This window comes from Ottowia flava (assembly GCF_008017535.1).
In the GTDB taxonomy this organism is placed as follows: domain Bacteria; phylum Pseudomonadota; class Gammaproteobacteria; order Burkholderiales; family Burkholderiaceae_C; genus Ottowia; species Ottowia flava.
The window spans coordinates 46,776-66,941 of record NZ_VRUA01000017.1; the positions used below are offsets into that span (position 1 = coordinate 46,776).

At 67.1% G+C, this 20,166-nt stretch carries 15 protein-coding genes; 11 read left to right on the forward strand and 4 right to left on the reverse strand.

The genetic code is table 11. The features are described from left to right. Positions 1-6 precede the first annotated feature (6 nt). Positions 7-2,715: a pyruvate dehydrogenase (acetyl-transferring), homodimeric type gene (aceE, locus tag FVQ98_RS15330; RefSeq protein ID WP_147914327.1), complete on the reverse strand. Its 2,709-nt coding sequence runs from the start codon at positions 2,713-2,715 to the stop codon at positions 7-9. A gap of 187 nt (positions 2,716-2,902) precedes the next feature. Between aceE and FVQ98_RS15335 the strand changes: the two genes are divergently transcribed. The 5 genes from FVQ98_RS15335 to FVQ98_RS15355 all read left to right on the forward strand — a co-directional run bounded on the left by FVQ98_RS15335 (position 2,903) and on the right by FVQ98_RS15355 (position 9,935). Continuing rightward, on the forward strand, positions 2,903-5,425 hold the full coding sequence (locus tag FVQ98_RS15335) for a PAS domain-containing sensor histidine kinase (RefSeq protein WP_147914328.1): 2,523 nt from the start codon (positions 2,903-2,905) through the stop codon (positions 5,423-5,425). Beyond that, positions 5,422-6,048, forward strand: coding sequence for a response regulator transcription factor (locus tag FVQ98_RS15340; protein ID WP_147914329.1), 627 nt, complete (start codon positions 5,422-5,424; stop codon positions 6,046-6,048). Before FVQ98_RS15335 ends, FVQ98_RS15340 begins: the two co-directional genes overlap by 4 nt. A 119-nt stretch (positions 6,049-6,167) precedes the next feature. After that, positions 6,168-7,022, forward strand: coding sequence for a bifunctional methylenetetrahydrofolate dehydrogenase/methenyltetrahydrofolate cyclohydrolase FolD (folD, locus tag FVQ98_RS15345; protein ID WP_147914330.1), 855 nt, complete (start codon positions 6,168-6,170; stop codon positions 7,020-7,022). Positions 7,023-7,185: 163 nt separating this feature from the next. Then, a complete protein-coding gene (locus tag FVQ98_RS15350) occupies positions 7,186-9,228 on the forward strand; it encodes a M3 family metallopeptidase (protein ID WP_147914331.1) in 2,043 nt (680 codons plus the stop codon). A gap of 59 nt (positions 9,229-9,287) precedes the next feature. Continuing rightward, positions 9,288-9,935, forward strand: a complete 648-nt coding sequence (locus FVQ98_RS15355; protein WP_147914332.1) for a DUF4124 domain-containing protein — start codon at positions 9,288-9,290, stop codon at positions 9,933-9,935. 92 nt (positions 9,936-10,027) lie between these two features. Here FVQ98_RS15355 and FVQ98_RS15360 read toward each other — a convergent pair whose 3' ends face one another. The 3 genes from FVQ98_RS15360 to FVQ98_RS15370 form a co-directional block, all read right to left on the reverse strand. Next, positions 10,028-10,975, reverse strand: coding sequence for an AEC family transporter (locus FVQ98_RS15360; RefSeq protein WP_147914333.1), 948 nt, complete (start codon positions 10,973-10,975; stop codon positions 10,028-10,030). A gap of 15 nt (positions 10,976-10,990) precedes the next feature. Continuing rightward, positions 10,991-11,896: an NAD(P)-dependent oxidoreductase gene (locus FVQ98_RS15365; protein WP_147914334.1), complete on the reverse strand. Its 906-nt coding sequence runs from the start codon at positions 11,894-11,896 to the stop codon at positions 10,991-10,993. Positions 11,897-11,990: 94 nt separating this feature from the next. Further along, positions 11,991-12,956, reverse strand: a complete 966-nt coding sequence (locus tag FVQ98_RS15370) for a Bug family tripartite tricarboxylate transporter substrate binding protein (protein ID WP_147914335.1) — start codon at positions 12,954-12,956, stop codon at positions 11,991-11,993. Between the two features lie 182 nt (positions 12,957-13,138). Here FVQ98_RS15370 and FVQ98_RS15375 point away from each other — a divergent pair, with 182 nt between their 5' ends. The 6 genes from FVQ98_RS15375 to FVQ98_RS15400 all read left to right on the forward strand — a co-directional run bounded on the left by FVQ98_RS15375 (position 13,139) and on the right by FVQ98_RS15400 (position 20,132). Continuing rightward, positions 13,139-13,930 carry a crotonase/enoyl-CoA hydratase family protein gene (locus FVQ98_RS15375; protein ID WP_147914336.1) on the forward strand — a complete coding sequence of 264 codons (792 nt, stop codon included), beginning with the start codon at positions 13,139-13,141 and terminating at the stop codon, positions 13,928-13,930. Between the two features lie 87 nt (positions 13,931-14,017). Further along, positions 14,018-15,919: a feruloyl-CoA synthase gene (locus FVQ98_RS15380; RefSeq protein ID WP_147914337.1), complete on the forward strand. Its 1,902-nt coding sequence runs from the start codon at positions 14,018-14,020 to the stop codon at positions 15,917-15,919. 78 nt (positions 15,920-15,997) lie between these two features. Beyond that, a complete protein-coding gene (locus FVQ98_RS15385) occupies positions 15,998-17,245 on the forward strand; it encodes a thiolase family protein (protein ID WP_147914338.1) in 1,248 nt (415 codons plus the stop codon). A gap of 198 nt (positions 17,246-17,443) precedes the next feature. Next, positions 17,444-18,208 (forward strand): SDR family NAD(P)-dependent oxidoreductase, encoded by a 765-nt coding sequence (locus FVQ98_RS15390; RefSeq protein WP_147914339.1) that lies wholly within the window; start codon positions 17,444-17,446, stop codon positions 18,206-18,208. A gap of 307 nt (positions 18,209-18,515) precedes the next feature. Next, complete coding sequence (locus FVQ98_RS15395; RefSeq protein ID WP_147914340.1) at positions 18,516-18,929, forward strand: acyl-CoA thioesterase; 414 nt, start codon at positions 18,516-18,518, stop codon at positions 18,927-18,929. Between the two features lie 63 nt (positions 18,930-18,992). Continuing rightward, positions 18,993-20,132 carry an ABC transporter substrate-binding protein gene (locus FVQ98_RS15400; protein WP_147914341.1) on the forward strand — a complete coding sequence of 380 codons (1,140 nt, stop codon included), beginning with the start codon at positions 18,993-18,995 and terminating at the stop codon, positions 20,130-20,132. Positions 20,133-20,166 lie beyond the last annotated feature (34 nt).

Below are 20,166 nucleotides of genomic sequence, written 5' to 3' on the forward strand. Positions count from 1 at the left end.
TCCGGGTCAGGCGTTCAGCGGGTTGATCTTTTCGGTCTGGATGCCGTACTGCTTGATGGCAGCGGCCACCCGGTCCAGAGGCACCTTGCCGTCGGCCGCCAGCGCGTGCAGCGCGGCGACCGTGATGTAGTGGCGGTTGACCTCGAAGTGCTCGCGCAGGCGGTAGCGGAAGTCGCTGCGGCCAAAGCCGTCGGTGCCCAACACGGTGTAGCTGCGGCCTTCGGGGATGAAGGGCCGAATCTGCTCGACAAAGCTCTTCATGTAGTCGGTGGAGGCCACCACCGGGCCGGCGTGCGGCTCGAGCTGGGTGGTCACGAAAGCCTTCTTCGGCTTCTCCAGCGGATGCAGCAGGTTCCACCGGGCCACGTCCTGGCCTTCACGCCCGAGTTCGTTGAAGCTCGGGCAGCTCCAGACGTCGGCGGCCACGCCCCAGTCTTTCAGGAGCAACTCCTGCGCCGCCATCGATTCGCGCAGAATCGTGCCGGAGCCCAGCAGCTGCACGCGCGGTGCGTTGCCGGCGGCTTGCGGCGCGGGCTGGCACAGGTACATGCCCTTGATGATCTCTTCCTCGGTGCCGGGCTTCAGGCCGGGCATCGGGTAGTTTTCGTTCAGCAGGGTCAGGTAGTAGTAGACGTTTTCCTGCTTCTCGACCATGCGGACCAGGCCGTGGTGCAGGATCACGCCCACTTCGTGGGCGAAGGTCGGGTCGTAGCTGACGCAGTTGGGAATGGTGCCGGCCAGGATCTGGCTGTGGCCGTCTTCGTGCTGCAGGCCTTCGCCGTTGAGCGTGGTGCGCCCGGAGGTGCCGCCCAGCAGGAAGCCGCGCGCCTGCATGTCGCCCGCTGCCCAGGCCAGGTCGCCCACGCGCTGGAAGCCGAACATCGAATAGAACACGTAGAACGGCATCATGATGCGGTTGCTCGTGCTGTAGCTGGTGGCCGCGGCGATCCAGCTGCACATGCCGCCGGCTTCGTTGATGCCTTCCTGCAGGATCTGCCCGTCCTTGGCTTCCTTGTAGTACATGACCTGGTCTTTATCGACCGGGGTGTACAGCTGGCCCTTCGGGTTGTAGATGCCGATCTGGCGGAACAGGCCTTCCATGCCGAAGGTGCGGGCCTCGTCCACCAGGATGGGCACCACGCGCGGGCCGAAGGCCTTGTCGCGCAGCAGCTGCGTCAGAAAGCGCACGAACGCCTGGGTGGTGCTAATCTCGCGGCCTTCGGCGGTGGGTTCGAGCACGGCCTTGAAGGTCTCGAGCGAGGGGATGGTGAAGCTCTCGTCGGACTTGGTGCGGCGCAGTGGCAAGTACCCGCCCAGGGCCTTGCGCCTCTCGTGCAGGTACTTCATCTCCGGTGTGTCTTCGGCCGGCTTGTAGTACGGCAGCTTGTCGAGTTCGCTGTCCGGCACGGGGATGTTGAAGCGGTCGCGGATGTAGCGGATGTCCTCGTCGGCCAGCTTCTTGGTCTGGTGCACGGTGTTCTTGCCTTCACCGGCCTTGCCCATGCCGTAACCCTTGACGGTCTTGACCAGCAGCACGGTGGGCTGGCCCTTGTGGTGCTGGGCGGCGTGGAAGGCGGCGTACACCTTCTCCGGATCGTGGCCGCCGCGGCGCAGCTCAAAGATCTCTTCGTCGGTCATGTGCTCGACCAGCTTGGCGGTCTCAGGGTACTTGCCGAAGAAATGCTTGCGCACCCAGGCGCCGTCGTTGGCCTTCATGGCCTGGTAATCGCCATCCAGCGTTTCCATCATCACCTGGCGCAGCTTGCCGGACTTGTCGCGCCGCAGCAGTTCGTCCCAACCTTTGCCCCACAGCAGCTTGATGACGTGCCAGCCGGCGCCCCGGAAGTCGCCTTCCAGTTCCTGGATGATCTTGCCGTTGCCGCGCACCGGGCCGTCCAGGCGCTGCAGGTTGCAGTTGATCACGAAGATCAGGTTGTCGAGGTTCTCGCGCGCGGCCAGGCTGATGGCGCCCTTGCTCTCGGGCTCATCCATCTCGCCGTCGCCCAAAAACACCCAGACCCGGCGGTTGTCGGTCTTGGCAATGCCACGCGCGTGCAGATATTTCAAGAAGCGCGCCTGGTAGATCGCCATCAGCGGGCCCAGGCCCATGCTGACGGTGGGAAACTGCCAGAAGCCCGGCATCAGCTTGGGGTGCGGGTAGCTCGACAGGCCTTTGCCGCCGACTTCCTGGCGGAAGTTCTCCAGCTGGTCTTCGGTGATGCGGCCCTCCAGATAGGCACGGGCGTAGATGCCGGGCGCGCTGTGGCCCTGGAAGTAGATGCAGTCGCCGCCGTGGTCTTCGCTCTCGGCGTGCCAGAAATGGTTGAAGCCGGCCCCCCACATGCTGGCAAGCGACGCAAACGAGCCGATGTGACCACCCAGGTCGCCACCGTCTTCGGGGTTCAAACGGTTGGCCCGCACCACCATGGCCATGGCGTTCCAGCGCATATAGGCGCGCAGGCGCTTTTCGATCGCGATGTTGCCGGGGCTGCGCGCCTCCTGATCGGGCTCGATCGTGTTCACGTAGCCGGTCGTGGCCGAGAACGGCAGATCGATTGAATGCTGGCGGGCGCTCTCCAGAAGCTGCTCCAGCAGGAAGTGGGCGCGCTCAGGTCCCGCCTGCTCGATCACGGACGAAAGCGCATCCGTCCATTCGCGGGTTTCCTGTTGATCGGGATCCTGGCCGGGGGCTGCTGCAGTAGGCTCTGCGGACATGTAGTTGTCTCCTTTAGTTGACCTAGGCTCAAGTTCATTGTGAACGAAGACCAGATCATTGCATAAGTCGGCCTCAAATTCCGAGTTCTGGTTTTGATATTCACATTGTGAAATTTCATAGAGAAATTTCGTGGTGTGCGGCCCACAATGCGCGCAGGGAACGCCCTGCTCTACACTGGCGGGTTCCATGTTCACCATGCCCTCCGTCGACAACCTCCCGGCGGCGCCTGCGCCCTGGTGGCGACGGGCCCGGCAATCGCTGACCCAGCGCCTTGCCAACCTCGCGCCGCTGGCGGCCGTACTGCTCTTTCTGGCTGCGATTGCGGCGGCTTTCTGGTACCTGCGGGTGGAAGAAGTCCGTCGCGAGCAGGAAGCCGTCAAGCGGGACGTTGAATACGCCCAGCAACGCCTGCGCCTGCGCCTCATCGAGCGGCAGGAACAGATGATGCGGCTGGCCCGTGACATCTCCAACCGCGACGTCGACGCCGAACAGTTCGCCTCGCGCGCCGAAGCGCTGGTCGCACAGAACCCCGAGCTGCTGGCCATCCACTGGATCGACGAGCACCGCCGTGTGCTGCGCGGTGAAAGCTCGCCCAGCCTGATGATGCCGCGCGACTGGCTGTCGCAAGGCGTGCTGACGCCCAGCGACACGCTGACGGGCTACGACCTGGCGCGCGACCTGATGCAGCCGGTCTACGCCCAACCTATCGCCAGCAAGGACACCGACCCGGTGCTGCAGCTGCACGTGCCGCTCACGGCCAAGGGCCAGTACGCGGGCGAACTGTTGGTCGAGTACTCGGTCGATGGCCTGCTGCGCTACGGCGTGCCAGCGGAGATCCTCGCCAAATACGCCGTGGCCTTGCTGGACGGCAAGAGCCAGTTGCTCACCGGCCAGAGCATCCCGGAACGCGAAAACCTGTCGGACATGCTGCCCTGGACCAGCAAGGTCAACGAGTTCGAAAGTCCGGTGTCGCCCGTGGGCAATGGCCTGGTGCTGCGCGCACAGGCCTGGCGCACCTCGCAGAACGTGGTGGGCGGCACCTTGTTCTGGCTGGTCGCTGTGCTGGCGGCGATGACGGCCTGGATGCTGATCGCCAACTGGCGCCAGTCGCAGCGCCGGCAGGAAGCGCAGCAGGCGCTGCAGGCCGAAACCACCTTCCGCCGAGCGATGGAAAACTCCATGCTGACTGGCATGCGCGCGCTCGACCTCGACGGTCGCATCATTTACGTCAACCCGGCCTTCTGCCAGATGACGGGCTGGACCGAGGAAGAGTTGCTCGGCCAGTCCGAGCCCTTCCCCTACTGGCCCGACGAAGACCACGAGGTGCTGGTCACGCGCCTGACCGAAGAGCTCGCCGGTGCGTCCGACCCGTCGGGGTTTCAGATGCGCGTCAAGCGCAAGGACGGCTCGGTGTTCGACGCACGCCTGTACGTGTCGCCGCTGATCGACGCCAGCAACCGCCAGACCGGCTGGATGGCGTCGATGACCGACATCACCGAGCCCAACCGTGTGCGCCGCCAGCTCTCGGCCTCCTACGAGCGCTTCACCACCGTGCTGGAGGCGCTGGACGCCTCGGTGTCGGTGGCGCCGCTGGGCAGCGAAGAGCTGCTGTTCGCCAACAAGCTGTACCGGCAGTGGTTTGGCGGCACCACGGCCGGCCACATGCAGCTGGTGGTGCGCGCCGGCACGCCCGAGACGCACGTCAGCGACGAAAGCCTGGACGCGGTCGACTCGTTTGCCGGCTTGCCGCTGGAGAGCCTGGCCGCCACGCCGCTGGCCGAGCACGCCGAGGTGTATGTTGAGCGGCTCGACAAGTGGCTGGAAGTGCGGTCGCGCTACCTCAACTGGGTGGACGGCCGGCTGGCGCAGATGGTGATTGCCACCGACATCACCGCGCGCCGTCAAGCCGAGGAGTTGGCCGCCGCGCAGGCCGAACGCGCCCAGACCGCCAGCCGCCTGATCACCATGGGCGAGATGGCCTCCAGCGTCGCGCACGAGCTGAACCAGCCGCTGACGGCCATCAGCAACTACTGCACCGGCATGATTTCGCGCATCAAGGGCGGCGCCATCACGCAGGAAGACTTGCTGGGCGCGTTGGACAAGACCGCACGCCAGGCGCAGCGCGCCGGCCAGGTCATCCAGCACATCCGCAGCTTCGTCAAGCGCAGCGAACCCAAGCGCGAATGGGCCGAGGTCGGCGCCATGATGGACGAGGTGATCGAGCTGGCCGAGATCGAGCTGCGCCGCCGCCAGGTGCGCCTGGTGCACCGCATCGCGCCGCGCCTGCCGGCCCTCTTCGTCGACCCTATCCTGATCGAGCAAGCGCTGATCAACCTGATCAAGAACGGCGCCGAATCCGTCGACGTGGCCCAGCGTCCGCCGCCGCAGCGCACCGTCGAGCTGACTGTGGAGCAGCGCGATATCGACGGCATGCCGGTGGTCGAATTCAGCGTGACGGACCAGGGCCAGGGCCTGGCGCAGGAGGTGCTGGCGCGCCTGTTTGAAGCCTTCTTCTCCACCAAGAACGAAGGCCTGGGCATTGGCCTGAATTTGTGCCGCTCCATCGTCGAGTCGCACCAGGGGCGGATCCAGGCGGAGAACCTCTACAATTCCGACGACGTTGTGGGCTGTCGTTTCACATTCTGGATCCCCGTGGGGCCGGCGCACGACAGCTTTCCTGAGAAGTCCGAAGCGAAGGTTGTGGCATGAGTTTGATTCCCAAGCGCGGCACGGTGTACGTGGTCGATGACGACGAAGCGGTCCGTGATTCGGTCCAGTGGCTGCTGGAAGGCCAGGACTTCCGCGTGCGCTGTTTCGAATCGGCCGAGACGTTCCTTGCCCGCTACGACCCGCGCGAAGTGGCCTGCATGATCGTTGACATCCGCATGAACGGCATGAGCGGCTTGGAGTTGCAGGACCGCCTGGTCGAACGCGGCTCGCCGCTGCCGATCGCCATCATCACCGGCCACGGCGACATCCCGCTGGCCGTCGACACCATGAAGAAGGGCGCGCTGGACTTCATCCAGAAGCCCTTCAAGGAAGAGCAGCTGATCTCGCTGGTCGAGCGCATGCTGGAGCAGGCGCGCGCCAATTTCTCCGAACAGCAGCAGAGCGCCAGCCGCGACGCGCTGCTGGCCAAGCTCACCGGGCGCGAAGCGCAGGTGCTGGAGCGCATCGTCGCCGGCCGACTGAACAAGCAGATCGCCGACGACCTGGGCATCAGCATCAAGACGGTGGAGGCGCACCGCGCCAACATCATGGAAAAGCTGGGCGCCAACACGGTGGCCGATCTGCTGAAGATCGCGCTCAAGCAGGCGCCGGCGCGCGCCTGATGAAGCCAGGGGCGCCGCGGGCGCCCTTTTCGTTTCCGGCTTGCATACTCTTTTTTTGATAGCTTCCTGCGCAGATTTCTCTAGCGCTGGCGGCCTTTTTCATTCATAAGGCATCGTTCATGACCGCACAGCTCATCGACGGCAACGCCTTGGCGCGCCAGGTCCGCGCCGAGGTGGTTGACCGCGTCGCCCGCCTGAAGGCGCGCGGCGTGCAACCGCACCTGGCCATCGTGCTGGTGGGCGACGACCCGGCCAGCCAGGTCTACGTGAAGCACAAGGTCGCCGACAGCGAGCAGACCGGCCTGCAGGCCACGCTCGACCGCCTGCCGGTGGACACCACCGAAGACGCCCTGCTCGCCCGCATTCGTGCGCTGAACGCCGACGCCAAGGTGCACGGCATCCTGGTGCAGCTGCCATTGCCCAAGCACATGAACGCCCAGCGCGTGATTGAAGCGATTGCGCCGCACAAGGACGTGGACGGCTTTCACGTCGCCAATGCGGGCGCGCTGATGGTCGGGCAACCCGGTTTCGTGTCGTGCACGCCCTACGGCTGCCTCAAGATGCTCGAATCGATCGGCGTCGACCTGAAGGGCAAGAACGCCGTGGTGCTGGGCCGCAGCAACATCGTGGGCAAGCCGATGGCGCTGCTGCTGCTGCAGAAGAACGCCACCGTCACCGTCTGCCACAGCGGGACGCGCGATCTGAAGGCGCACACGCTGCAAGCCGACGTCATCGTCGCCGCCGTGGGCAAGCGCAACGTGCTGACGGCCGACATGGTCAAACCCGGCGCCGTGGTGATCGACGTGGGCATGAACCGCAACGACGAAGGCAAGCTGTGCGGCGACGTCGACTTTGACGCGGTGAAAGAAGTCGCCAGTTGGATCACACCCGTGCCTGGCGGCGTCGGCCCGATGACGCGCGCGATGCTGCTGGTCAACACGCTGGAAGCGGCCGAGCGCGCCAGCGGCGGCTGAGGCGCCGAACGCGCCCACGTGTGCCACCGTCAGAAACTCCGTTTTTAGGAGCTGGTTGCGTAGGTGGTTGTAGGGCCAGCGTCACATTTGGCTGAAACCATTGCCGCGCACTCCACGCAGCATCTGTCTTGAAACCCTGGCCAACGCCCCCACGCTAAAGCCCATGAACGCCACCGCACCCAATCCCCTGCTGGACTTTTCCGGCCTGCCCTTGTTTGACCAGATCCGGCCCGAGCACGTCGGCCCCGCCGTCGACACGCTGCTGGCCGGTGCCGAAAAGGCGCTGAGCGAGGTCACGCAGCCGGACTTCCCCGCGGATTGGGCCGCGCTGGCGCGCACGCTCGACGTGGCGACCGAACGCCTGGGTCGCGCCTGGGGCGCCGTGAGCCACCTGAACGCCGTGGCCGACACGCCCGAGCTGCGCGCCGCCTACAACGACGCCTTGCCGAAAGTCACCGAGTTCTACACCCGTCTGGGTTCGGACGAGCGGCTGTACGCCAAGTACAAGGCGATCGACCCGGCCAGCCTGAACGATGAACAGCGCCAGGCCCGCACCAACGCGCTGCGCGGCTTCGTGCTGGGCGGCGCCGAGTTGCAGGGCGCGGCCAAGGACCGTTTTGCCGACATCCAGGCCCGCGCGGCCGAGCTCGGCCAGAAGTTCAGCGAAAACGCCCTCGACGCCACCGACGGCTACGCCTACTACGCCAACGATGAAGAAGTCGCTGGGATTCCGCACGACGTGCAGGACGCCGCCCGCGCCGCCGCCGAAGCCGAAGGTCAGCCTGGCTACAAGCTGACGCTGAAGCTGCCCAGCTACCTGCCGGCGATGCAGTTCGGCACGCACCGCCCGCTGCGCGAGCGCCTGTACCGCGCCTACGTCACCCGCGCGTCCGACTTCGCCGATGGCGACGCGGTGAAGTACGACAACGCCCCCGTCATCCGCGAAATCCTCGCGCTGCGCCAGGAAGAAGCGCAGCTGCTGGGCTACGCCAACTTCGGCGAAGTGTCCCTGGTGCCCAAGATGGCCGAGTCGCCGCAGCAGGTGATCGACTTCCTGCGCAACCTGGCGGGCAAGGCCAAGCCTTTTGCCGAGCGCGACCTGAACGATCTGCGCGCCTACGCCGCCGAAAAATTGCAGTTGAACGACCCGCAGGCCTGGGACTGGGCCTACATTGGCGAACAGCTCAAGGAAGCGCGCTACGCCTTCAGCGAGCAGGAGGTCAAGCAGTACTTCCCGGCGCCCAAGGTGCTGGCCGGCCTGTTCAAGATCGTCGAGACGCTGTTTGAAGTGGCCATCCGCAAGGACAGCGCGCCCGTGTGGCATCCGTCCGTCGAGTTCTACCGCATCGAGCGCGGCGGCCAGTTGCTCGGCCAGTTCTACCTCGACCCCGGCGCGCGCGCCGGCAAGCGCGGCGGCGCCTGGATGGACGACGTGCGCGCCCGCTGGCTGCGCCCCGACACCGGCGCGCTGCAGACGCCGGTGGCGCAACTGGTCTGCAACTTCGCCGAAGGCGTGAACGGCAAGCCGCCGCTCTTGACGCACGACGACGTCACCACGCTGTTCCACGAGTTTGGCCACGGCCTGCACCACATGCTGACGCAGGTGAACGAGCACGACGTGTCCGGCATCAGCGGCGTGGAATGGGACGCGGTCGAGCTGCCCAGCCAGTTCATGGAGAACTTCTGCTGGGAATGGGATGTGCTGCGCCACATGACGGCCCACGTCGACACCGGCGAGCCGCTGTCGCGCGCGCTGTTCGACAAGATGCTGGCCGCCAAGAACTACCAGGCCGGCATGCAGACGGTGCGCCAGATCGAGTTCGCCCTGTTCGACATGCGGCTGCACACGGAGCCCGCGCGCGCCGCGGACTTCCAGAAACTGCTGGAAGAAGTGCGCGATGAGGTGGCGGTGATCCACCCGCCCGCCTTCAACCGCATGGCCAACACCTTCAGCCACATCTTCGCCGGCGGTTACGCCGCGGGCTACTACAGCTACAAGTGGGCCGAGGTGCTGAGCGCCGACGCATACGCCGCTTTCGAGGAATCTGCCCACCCCGACGGCTCGCCGAACGTGGAAACCGGGCGAAAATACCGCCAGGCCATTCTGGAAGCGGGCGGCAGCCGCCCGGCCATGGAATCGTTCAAGGCGTTCCGCGGGCGCGAGCCCTCATTGGATGCCTTGTTGCGCCACCAAGGCATGGCCTGAGCGCGAGGCGCTCTGCCGCCCTGGCTGTTTTCAGGTCTCGACAAGGGAGTCACTGTCCGATGCTGCACCCATCCTCTTCTCGCTTCGTGTCCGCCGCAGCCTGTGCGGCCCTGGCGCTGCTGGCCAGTGCCGCCAGTGCGCAGGTGTACCGGTCGGTCGGCCCCGATGGGCGGGTGGTCTATTCGGACAAGCCGCCAGCGGCCAACGCCCGCGAAGCCGCGCCCACCGCTGCCGGCGGCACGCCAGCCAGCGGCGGCGCCCTGCCCTACCAACTGAACCAGACGGCCCAGCGCTACCCCGTGACGCTGTATTCGGGCAGCGCCTGCGCGCCCTGCAACAGCGGGCGCAACCTGCTGGTGCAGCGCGGGGTTCCCTTCACCGAGAAAACGGTCGAGTCGAACAACGACATTGAAGCCCTGCAACGCCGCGCGGGCGACACCAACCTGCCGGTGCTGACCATAGGCGGCCAGCGCCTGTCAGGCTTTTCCGACGCGGAATGGACGCAGTACCTGGACGCAGCCGGTTACCCCAAGACCTCGCAGTTGCCCGCCAGCTACCGCCGCCCCACGGCCAGCCCGCTGGCGCCGGCGAGCGCGGCCCGCGCGCCCGCTGCAGGACCCGCGGCAGACGCCTCTGCCGCAGCGCCCGCCGCACCGAGCGTGGCGCCCGCGCGTGACGCGAGCAACCCGGCCGGCATCCGCTTCTGATTTTGTAGCTGCCCGCGCAGATCGGGCCTGCGCTGGCACCGTTTTTTCCTTGGAAAACGGGCGGTGGCGTTGCGCTCGACGCGCGAGCGTGGTCACGCCAGCTTCAGCAGCCACAGCAGCGCGCTGATGGTGAAGAACGACGCCACGGTCGTACCCAGCAAGGCCGCTGCGGCCAGCCCGTCGTGGCCCTGGCGCTGCGCCAGGATGGGGTAGATGCCGAACATCGGGCAGGCCGTGGCCAGCAGCACGCCGGTGCGCAGTTCCGGCTGCAGCGGCGCCATGCCGCCCACTTCCAGCGCGGCCAGCACACCGAAGGTCAGCAACGGGTGCACGATCAGCTTGCCCACGGCGATCTGCGCCACCTGCGCGCGCATGCCCACGATCGATAGGCCCGCCAGCGAACCGCCAATCACGAACAGCGACAGCGCGCTGCTGGCCTGCGCAAACAGGCTCACGCTGCGCTGCACCGGACCGGGCAGGGGCAGCCCGGTCCACGCCACCAGCAGACCCGCCACCAGGCCGAGCACCATCGGGTTGCGCACCAGCCCGCGCGCCACGCCGCGCAGCACGTCGCGCCAGTGGCCGCCGCCCTGCGCAACGTCGATCAGCGCCAGCAGCAGCGGGATCAGCAGCAGGTTTTCCACCAGCATGTTCATGCCCAGGATGCTGCCCGCCACCGCACCCAGCACCAGCAGGTTGATCGGGTAGCCAACGAAGCCGCTGTTCGGGCACATCGTGCCCATGGTTTGCACGACCGCGAGCGTACGGTCCGCCTGCGCACGGCGGCGGAACCACAGCAGCATCACGATCAGCGTGGCCAGGCTGCCCAGCGCGTAGACCAGCAGGTAGTCCCAATGGAGTGCTTCGCGCAGCGGCCGGTTGGCCAGCGCATCGAACAGCAGCGCGGGCAGCGCCACGTACAGCACAAACTTCCCCAGCACGCGCATGTCGGCACGCGCAAACAACCCGGCGCGCACGCTCAGGTAACCGAGCGCGATGACGATGTAGATCGGCCCGGTGATGGCCAGAATGCCCAGCATCTGCGCTGGCCGGTGTCAGGGTTGGGCGCGGCGCGCCAACAGCGCATCGGCGTAGGCCTGCCAGGGCGCGCCGGGCGGCACGTCGGCAAAGGCGCCTTCGCGCGCCTGATCGGCCACCCATTGCTGCTTGGCGGCGATGGCGCTGGCCATCAGCGGCTCGAACCCGGCTTCGGCCACGGTGCGCGCGGCTTCGCGCATTTCTTCGGCGCGGCGCTGGCCGTGCTGCACCACGCGGCTGAAGAAGTAGGCGCCCTGCTCCGACCAGTCGATGCTCGGGAAGGTCTCCTGCAGCGTCGGCAGCACATGGTCTTCGACGCCGTAGGCGCGCGCCGTGGCGTAGGCCTCGATCACCAGCGCTTCCAGGCCCTTGATCATCACGCTGCGGCTCATCTTGATGGCGCTGGCCACGCCCAGGCGGTCGCTCACCGGCTTGGCGTCCATGCCCCAGCCGCGCAGGCGCTCGGCCAGCGCAGCGGCTTGCGCGCCGCCCAGCAGCATGGGCACGCGGATGCCGTAGGGCGGCACCGAGGTCATCACGCCCGCCTCGACGTAGTGCGCGCCGGCGCCGTCGACCAGCGCGGCGCACTGCTGCTTGGTGCCGGGCGAGGCCGAGTTGAGGTCGAGAAACAGCGTGCCGGGCCGCAGGTGCGGCGCCGCTTGCTCTGCCACCGCCAGCGTGTTGGACGCGGTCACGGCGGAGATGACCAGATCGCTCGCCGCGCACAAAGCCGCCATAGAGGGCTGGGCCATGGCACCGGCCTGCGTCGCCCGGGCGGCTTCGGCGGCGCCGCCCTCGGCGCGGGCAAACTTCAGGTCCCAAGCGCTGACGGCGGCCACCCCAGGCTGACCCAGCAGGCCTGCCGCGAAGATTCTGCCCACTTCGCCGTAGCCGACGAGGCCAATGTGCTGCGCTGCGTTCATCTGAATATGCTCTCTTTATAATAGCTGCCTGAGCTGGTGGTTGTAGCCGCGCGGGCCTATTTTGTCTGAAATTCCAGGACTGGCGCGCAGCCTGTCACTGGCGCGCGACGTGCGCCTTGTCGATGACGGCGTTCCAGCGCTGAATGTCCCCGCGCAGCATCTGCGCCGCCTCCGTGGGCGTGCCCGGGTGCGGATCGAGGTTCAGCGTTTCCAGCTTCTTGCGCACACCCTCGTCGGCCAGCGCGGCGTTCACCGCTTTGTTCAGTCGCGCGATCACGTCGGCGGGCGTCTTGGCCGGTACGGCCAGGCCGTTCCATGAAGCGGCGTTCAAGCCCTTGACACCGGCCTCCTGCGCCGTGGGTACGTCGGGCAGCACGCGTGAGCGCTTGGGCCCGGTCACCGCCAGCGGCTTGAGTGCCTTGCCCTGAATCTGGGCCAGCAGCGGGCTGAGGATATCCAAGCCCGCGTCGATCTGGCCGCTGCGCAAGGCGGTGATCACGTCCGGCGTGCTCTTGAAAGGCACGACTTGCAGGTCGATCCCGGCCGCGGACTTGAACAGCTCGGCCGCGAGGTGCTGCGTGGTGCCGAGGTTGGGCGTGCCCAGGTTGACCTTGCCCGGGTTCTGCCTGGCGTAGCCCACGAGATCGCCCAGCGTGGCAAAGCGGCCGTTCTCGGCGCCGACGATCACCAGATCGAACGTGGCCAGCGGCGCCACCGGCGCGAACGCCTTGAGCGTGTCGAACGGCAACGACTTGAACAGCGCTTCGCTCACGGCCGTGCCGCTGGAGATCAGCAGCAGCGTGTAGCCATCCGGCGCGGCGCTGGCGACCGTTTGCCCGGCCACCACACCACCCGCGCCAGGTTTGTTTTCGATCACGATGGGTTGGCCCAGCGTTTTGGTCATGTGCTCGCCCACCGCGCGCGCCGTGATGTCGGCGGCGCCGCCCGGGGCGTTGGGCACGACGATGCGGATCGCCTTGTTGGGATACCCCTTTGCCGCCCAGACGGCAGGCAGGTAAGCGGTCAGAGCGGCGGCGGCCAGCAGTTGGCGGCGGTGCATGGGCATGGGTTTCCTGAAAGGTCGTGTCCGAGGCGCACAGCGCGCCTCCTGCCGAGGTGGCTCTATTGTGCCGATCGCGTTCCGGATCGTTGAAACCTAGGGTTTGCCCTAGGCACAACATGCACAAAAGTGCTTGTATTTGATTATCTGAAATAATCATAATTCGCCATCAGGAGACCTCGATGAGCGGCAAGCACCAAGACATTTCCCTGGAAATCGGCGGCAAGGACGGCAACATCGCCATCGTCCGCCTCACACGCGGCGCCAAGCGCAACGCCCTGTCGGACGGCCTGATCGCGGCGATCCGCGACACCTTCCAGAACCTGCCCGACACCGTGCGCGCGGCCGTGCTCGACGGCGAGGGCGAGCACTTCTGCGCCGGGCTCGACCTGTCCGAGCTGAAGGAGCGCGACGCGGGCCAAGGCATGCACCATTCGCGCAGCTGGCACACCGCGCTCGACGGCGTGCAGTACGGCCCGGTGCCGGTGATCGCTGCGCTGCACGGCGCCGTGGTCGGCGGTGGCCTGGAGCTGGCCAGCGCCGCGCACATCCGCGTGGCCGACGCCACCACCTTCTTCGCCCTGCCCGAAGGCCAGCGTGGCATCTTCGTGGGCGGTGGCGGCTCGGTGCGCATCCCCAAGCTGATTGGGGTTTCGCGCATGACCGACATGATGCTGACGGGCCGCGTCTACAACGCAGAAGACGGCGAGCGCATCGGTCTCGCGCAGTACCTCGTGCCGCGGGGCCAGGCCTTTGACAAGGCGATGGAACTGGCCGAACGCATCGCCCAGAACGCGCCGCTGACCAACTACGCGCTGATGCACGCGCTGCCGCGCATCGCCGAACAGCCGGCCGACCACGGCTACATGACCGAGGCGCTGATCAGCGCCATCGCCCAGGCCGCCCCCGACGCCAAGGCGCGCGTGCGCGCCTTCCTGGAAGGCAAGGCCGGCACGAAGGTGCAACGCGACTGATCGGCCGCCCCAAGATTCAAGCCATTTTGGCCGCCAGCGCTTGCTGGGCAAGCGCAAGCAGCTATGAATTCAAGAGTGGAGACAAGCATGAGCAATGCCCCGTCCAGCGCCAACGCAGCGCCCCGCTACCGCCCGCTGACCTTCGGCGTCACCACCATCACGGTGCGCGACGGCGATGAAGGCGTGAAGTACCTGAACGCCGAGGTGCCTCTGGCTTCGTTCGGCGAGCGCATGGCCGACCGCCTGATCCACTGGGCGAAGGCCACGCCGGACGAGACCTTCGTCGCCCAGCGCCAGCGGGGCGCCGACGGCACGCTGGGCGACTGGCGCCACGTGAGCTACGCCGAGGCGCTCGACGCGGCACGCCACATCGGCCAGGCGCTGCTCGACCGGGGCCTGTCCGAGCACCGCCCCGTCGTGGTGCTCAGCGACAACGGCATCGACCACCTGTTGATGGCCATGGGCTGCATCTACGCCGGCGTGCCCTTCTCGCCCGCATCGCCCGCCTATTCGACCATCAGCAAGGACTACGGCAAGCTGCGCCACGTCATCGACACGCTCACGCCCGGTTTGATCTGGGCCGAGGACGGTGATCGCTACGGCGCGGCCATCGCTGCGGTGGCACCGTCCGACTGCGAAATCGTGCTCTCGCGCAACGCCGATTCGGCCAGCCTGCGCGAGCGCGAAAGCACGCCGTTCGCCGAGCTGCTGGCGACCCAGCCCACGCCCGCCGTCGATGCGGCGCAGGCCGCCACCGGGCCCGACACGATCGTCAAGTTCCTCTTCACCAGCGGCTCGACCAAACTCCCCAAGGCGGTCATCAACACCAACCGCATGTGGTGCGCCAACCAGGAGCAGATGCGCCTGTCGATGCCGATCCTCATGGAAGAGCGCCCGGTGCTGATCGACTGGCTGCCGTGGAACCACACGTTTGGCGGCAACCACAACGTCGGCATGGTGCTGAACAACGGCGGCACGCTCTACATCGACGAGGGCAAACCCACGCCCGCGCTGATCGGCGAGACATTGCGCAACCTGCGCGAGATCGCGCCGACCATGTACTTCAACGTGCCGACCGGCTTCGAGGCGATCGCCAATGCCATGAAGACCGACGACGCACTGCGCAAGAACTTCCTCTCGCGCGTCAAGATGTTCTTCTACGCCGGCGCCTCGCTCGCCCAGCCGGTGTGGGAATCGCTGTTCGAGAGCGCTGAGCGCGAACTCGGTCAGCGCGTCGTCATGACCTGCGGCTTCGGCATGACCGAATCCAGCCCTTATGGCCTGTTCGTCACCAGCCCCGACATCCAGGCGGGCGACCTCGGCCTGCCCACGCCGGGCATGGAAGTGAAGCTCGCCCCCAGCAACGGCAAGGTCGAGATCCGCTACAAGGGCCCCAACATCACGCCGGGCTACTGGCGCGCGCCCGACGCCACGGCCGAAGCCTTCGACGACGAGGGCTACTTCTGCACCGGCGACGCCGTGACCTGGAGCGACCCGGCCAACCCCAGCGCCGGCCTGCGCTTCGACGGCCGCATCGCCGAAGACTTCAAGCTGGCCACCGGCACCTTCGTCAGCGTCGGCCCGCTGCGTGGCCGCGTCATCGCGGGCGGCGCGCCCTACATCCAGGATGTGGTCGTCACCGGCCTGAACCGCAAGGAAGTCGGCGCGCTGGTCTTCACCACGCCCGCCGTGCGCACGCTGACCGATCTGCCAGCCGATGCGCCGCTGGCCGACGTGCTGCAACACCACGCCGTCCTGCAGAAGTTCCAGAGCCTCGTGACCGACCTGTCGCTGACGGCCACAGGCAGCGCCAACCGCGTGACGCGCCTCATGCTGCTGTCGGAGCCGCCGTCCATCGACAAGGGCGAGATCACCGACAAGGGCAGCATCAACCAGCGCGCCGTGCTCAAGGAGCGCGACGCCCTCGTGCAGGCGCTGTACGACGAGCCGGCGGGCGTGACCGTCATCAAGCCCGGCGTCGATTTATGAGCACCCCGGTGGCGCGCTGCGCGCGCCTTCCCCTCAAGGGGCCGAACCCATCTCGGCACACATCTAGGAAACACTGACATGGCCTCCAAAGGATTTTTCTCCGCTTTCGACGACGTCTGGATGCTGGACGGCGTGCGCACGCCGATGGTCGACTACTGCGGCGCGCTCGGCCACGTCTCGCCCACCGACTTGGGGATCAAGGCCGCGCGCGAAGCCCTTAAGCGCGCCGGCGTGCCCGGCAGCGACATCGGCTCGGTCGTGACCGGCAACATGGCGCCCGGCGACTTCGACCAGTTCTTCCTGCCGCGCCACATCGGCCTGTACGCGGGCGTGCCGGTCGAAGTGCCGGCCATCATGGCGCAGCGCATCTGCGGCACGGGCTTCGAGCTGTTCCGCCAGGCGGGCGAGCACATCCAGGGCGGCGCGTGCGATGCGGCCCTGGTCGTCGGCACCGAAAGCATGACGCGCAACCCCATCGCCGCGTTCGATCACCGCACCGGCTTCAAGCTGGGCGCGCCGGTCGGCTTCAAGGACTACATGTGGGAGGCGCTGAAGGATCCGGCCGCCGGCATCAACATGATCCAGACCGCCGAAAACCTGGCCAAGAAGTACGGCATCACGCGCGAAGAAGTCGATCAGTTCGCGGCCAACTCGTTCGCGCGGGCCGTGGCGGCGCAGGAAAGCGGCTTCCTGGCGGGCGAAATCGTCCCCGTCGTCACCGAGAAGTTCGAGCTGGAAGGCTACAAGGCGCGCGGCATCAAGCTGCAGGGCAAGCTCACCGAGGTGGCGACGGACACGCACCCGCGCATCTCGCCCGCCGAAGTGCTGGCCAAGCTGCGCCCGGTGTTCGAGAACGGCGTGCAGACCGGCGGCAACTCCTCCGCGCTGGTCGATGCGGCCGCGGCCGCCGTGGTCGCCTCGGGCGCCTACGCCAAGGCGCACGGCAAGAAGCCGCTGGCGCGCGTGGTGGCGGCTGCCGCGGTGGGCGTGCCGCCCGAGATCATGGGCATCGGCCCCGCGCCTGCCATCCGCCTGCTGCTGGAGCGCGCGGGCCTGAAACTGTCCGACATCGGCCGCTTCGAGATCAACGAAGCGCAGGGCGCGCAGACCCTGGCCGTGGGCAAGGAACTCGGCCTGGATCTGGACAAGCTGAACGTGAACGGCGGCGCCATCGCGCTGGGCCACCCGCTGGCCGCCACCGGCGTGCGCCTGACGATCACCGTGGCGCGCGAAATGCAGCGTGCGGGCGTCAAGTACGGCATTTCGTCGGCCTGTGTGGGTGGCGGCCAGGGTATCGCGCTGCTGCTGGAGAACCCGGCAGCGTGATCCCCGAGCCCGAGTCAACGACCAGCGGCGCCTTCCATGCCATGCACGAGATCTTTCGCAGCTGCCCCGCAGGCGTGCGCGCGTGGCAGTGGTTGGTTGTGCGCGGGCACCGGGCCGGCCCACCGGTAATCTTAAGAAAAATCCGGCTTCAGCCCTACAACCACCTGCGCAAGCAGCTATCAACTTAGGAGTACCACCATGCAGATCAAGGGACAAGCGGCACTGGTGACCGGCGGCGGCTCGGGCCTGGGCGAAGCCACTGCACGCGAACTCGCGCGCCTGGGCGCCCAAGTCGCCGTGCTCGACCTCCACCTCGACAACGCGAAGCGTGTGGCTCAGGACATCGGCGGCATCGCCATCCAGACGGACGTGAGCAACGCAGACAGCATGCAGGCGGCCATCGACCAGGCCGCCGCCACGCACGGCCCGGCGCGCATCCTGATGCAGATCGCCGGCATCGGCACGGCCAAGCGCGTGATCGGCAAGGACGGCAACGCCGCCCCGCTGGAAGACTTCGCCAAGGTCGTCAACGTCAACCTGATCGGCACGTACAACGCCGCCCGCCTGTTCGCCGCCGCCTGCGCCAAGCTGGATCCGATGGAAGACGGCGAGCGCGGCGCGATGGTCTTCACCGCCAGCGTGGCGGCGTTCGACGGCCAGGTCGGCCAGCAGGCGTATTCGGCCAGCAAGGGCGGCGTGGTCGGCATGACGCTGCCCATGGCCCGCGATCTGGCGCAGCATGGCATCCGCGTGTGCACCATCGCCCCGGGCCTGTTCGCCACGCCGTTGATGCGCACCCTGCCCGAGCCGGTGCAGCAGTCGCTCGCCGCGTCGATCCCCTTCCCCTCACGCCTGGGCAAGCCCGAAGAGTTCGCCGAACTGGCCTGCCACATCGTGACCAACGGGCACCTGAATGGCGAGGTGATCCGGCTGGATGGGGCGCTGCGGATGAGTCCGCGATGAACACCCCCCTGAGCGGCTGTCATGCTCGGCGCGCGTCGCCAGAGGCGCCGGCCCTTCGACCTGTCCAGACCTGCGCAGGCAGGCCTGGAGCCGCAGGCCTCAGCCCCCGCTCTCTTCGCGTTTGCGCGCTTCGGGCTGGGGGACAACGCCAGTTGCCGGCGCAGGTCCGGCAACGGCGTTCGCTGGTGTCGCCTGCTCCGCGGCGGCTGGAGACGCCGTGGCACGTCGGCGGGCCGCGCTCTCGCTGCACGCCTCTCCACACAAACCCTGACCGCGCAGAACCTTCTGGCGCGTTGAAAGCCCAAGGATGAGCAAGACCACCGTTTACGACGTGAAAGTGATGTTCGGCGACTGCGACCCGGCCGGCATCGTGTTCTTTCCCAATTTCAGCAAGTGGATGGACGCTTCTTCGCTGCACTTTTTTGTCGAATGCGGCATCCCGCCCTGGCGTGAGTTGCGCAAGACCACCGGGATCATCGGCACGCCGCTGCTGGAGATCCACACCAAGTTCATGCGCCCGGCGACCTACGGCGACACGCTGCACGTGCACACCAGCGTGGAAACCTGGAACGCCAAGACCTTCGTGCAGAAGCACCAGGTGTTCAAGGGCGACGAGCTGCTGTGCGAAGGCTTTGAGACGCGCGCCTTCTGCGTCCACCCCGAAGGCGGGCGCCTGCAGGCGATCGCCGTGCCCGATTTCATCAAGGAGAAGTGCGCTTAGGCGCGCCACTCGCCCCAGCACGTTCACAACCGTTTTCCAACCGCAACCCGAGGAGACACCCCGATGACCCGTTTCAAACTCAAGGCCCTGGTGGCCGCCGCTGCCCTGACGGCCAGCGGGTTGGCGGCAGCCGACATCACCATCGGCGTGATCGCGCCGCTCACGGGGCCCGCGTCGGGCCTGGGCATTCCGGCCGGCAACCAGGCCAAGCTGTGGCCCAAGACCATCGCGGGCGAAAAGCTCAACGTGGTGGTGATGGACGACGCCTCCGACCCGACGCAGGGCGTCACGCACGCCAAGCGCTTCGTCACCAACGACAAGGTCGACATCCTGATGGGCTCGGTGGCCACGCCAGTGGCCGCGGCCATCGCGCAGGTGGCTGAAGAGTCGCAGACGCCGCAGCTGTCGTGGTCGCCCGTGGCGCTGCCCGCCGGCAAGGACAAGTGGACCTACCGCATGCCCCAGTCCAACGCGGTGATGGGCCACGCCATCATCGAGCACATGAAGAAGCAGGGCGTCAAAACCATTGGCTTCCTGGGCTACAGCGACGCTTACGGCGAGACTTGGCTCAACGACTTCAAGCCGCAGGCTGAAAAGGCGGGCATGAAGCTGGTGGCCGTCGAGCGCTTCGCCCGCGCCGACACCAGCGTGACCGGCCAGGCCCTGAAACTGGTGTCGGCCAACCCCGACGCGATGCTGGTCGTGGCCTCGGGCTCCGGCGCGGCCATGCCGCAAATGGCGCTGATGGAGCGCGGCTACAAGGGCAAGGTCTACCAGACGCACGCCGCCGCCACGCGCGATTTGATGCGCGTGGGTGGCAAGCAGGTCGAAGGCGGCTTCGTGGTGTCGGGCCCGGCTGTGCTGGCCGAGCAGCTGCCGGATTCGCACCCGTCCAAGGCCGAAGCCATCAAGTTCGTGCAGCAGTACGAGAAGGCGTACGGCCCCGGTTCGCGCAACCAGTTTGCAGGTCACGCCTACGACTCGATCATCGTGATGGAAAAAGCCGTGCCGATCGCGCTGAAAAAGGCCAAGCCGGGCACGCCCGAGTTCCGCGCTGCCCTGCGCGACGCCTTCGAGCAGATCGGCAAGACCACGCTGTCGCACGGCGTGCTGAACTGGACGCCGCAGGACCACTGGGGTTACACCCAGGACACCGGCGTGATGATGAAAGTCACTGGCGGCGAATTCAAGGTCGAGAAGTAAGCGCGGCCGCGCCCCGCGGGCTGCGCTGTCGGCC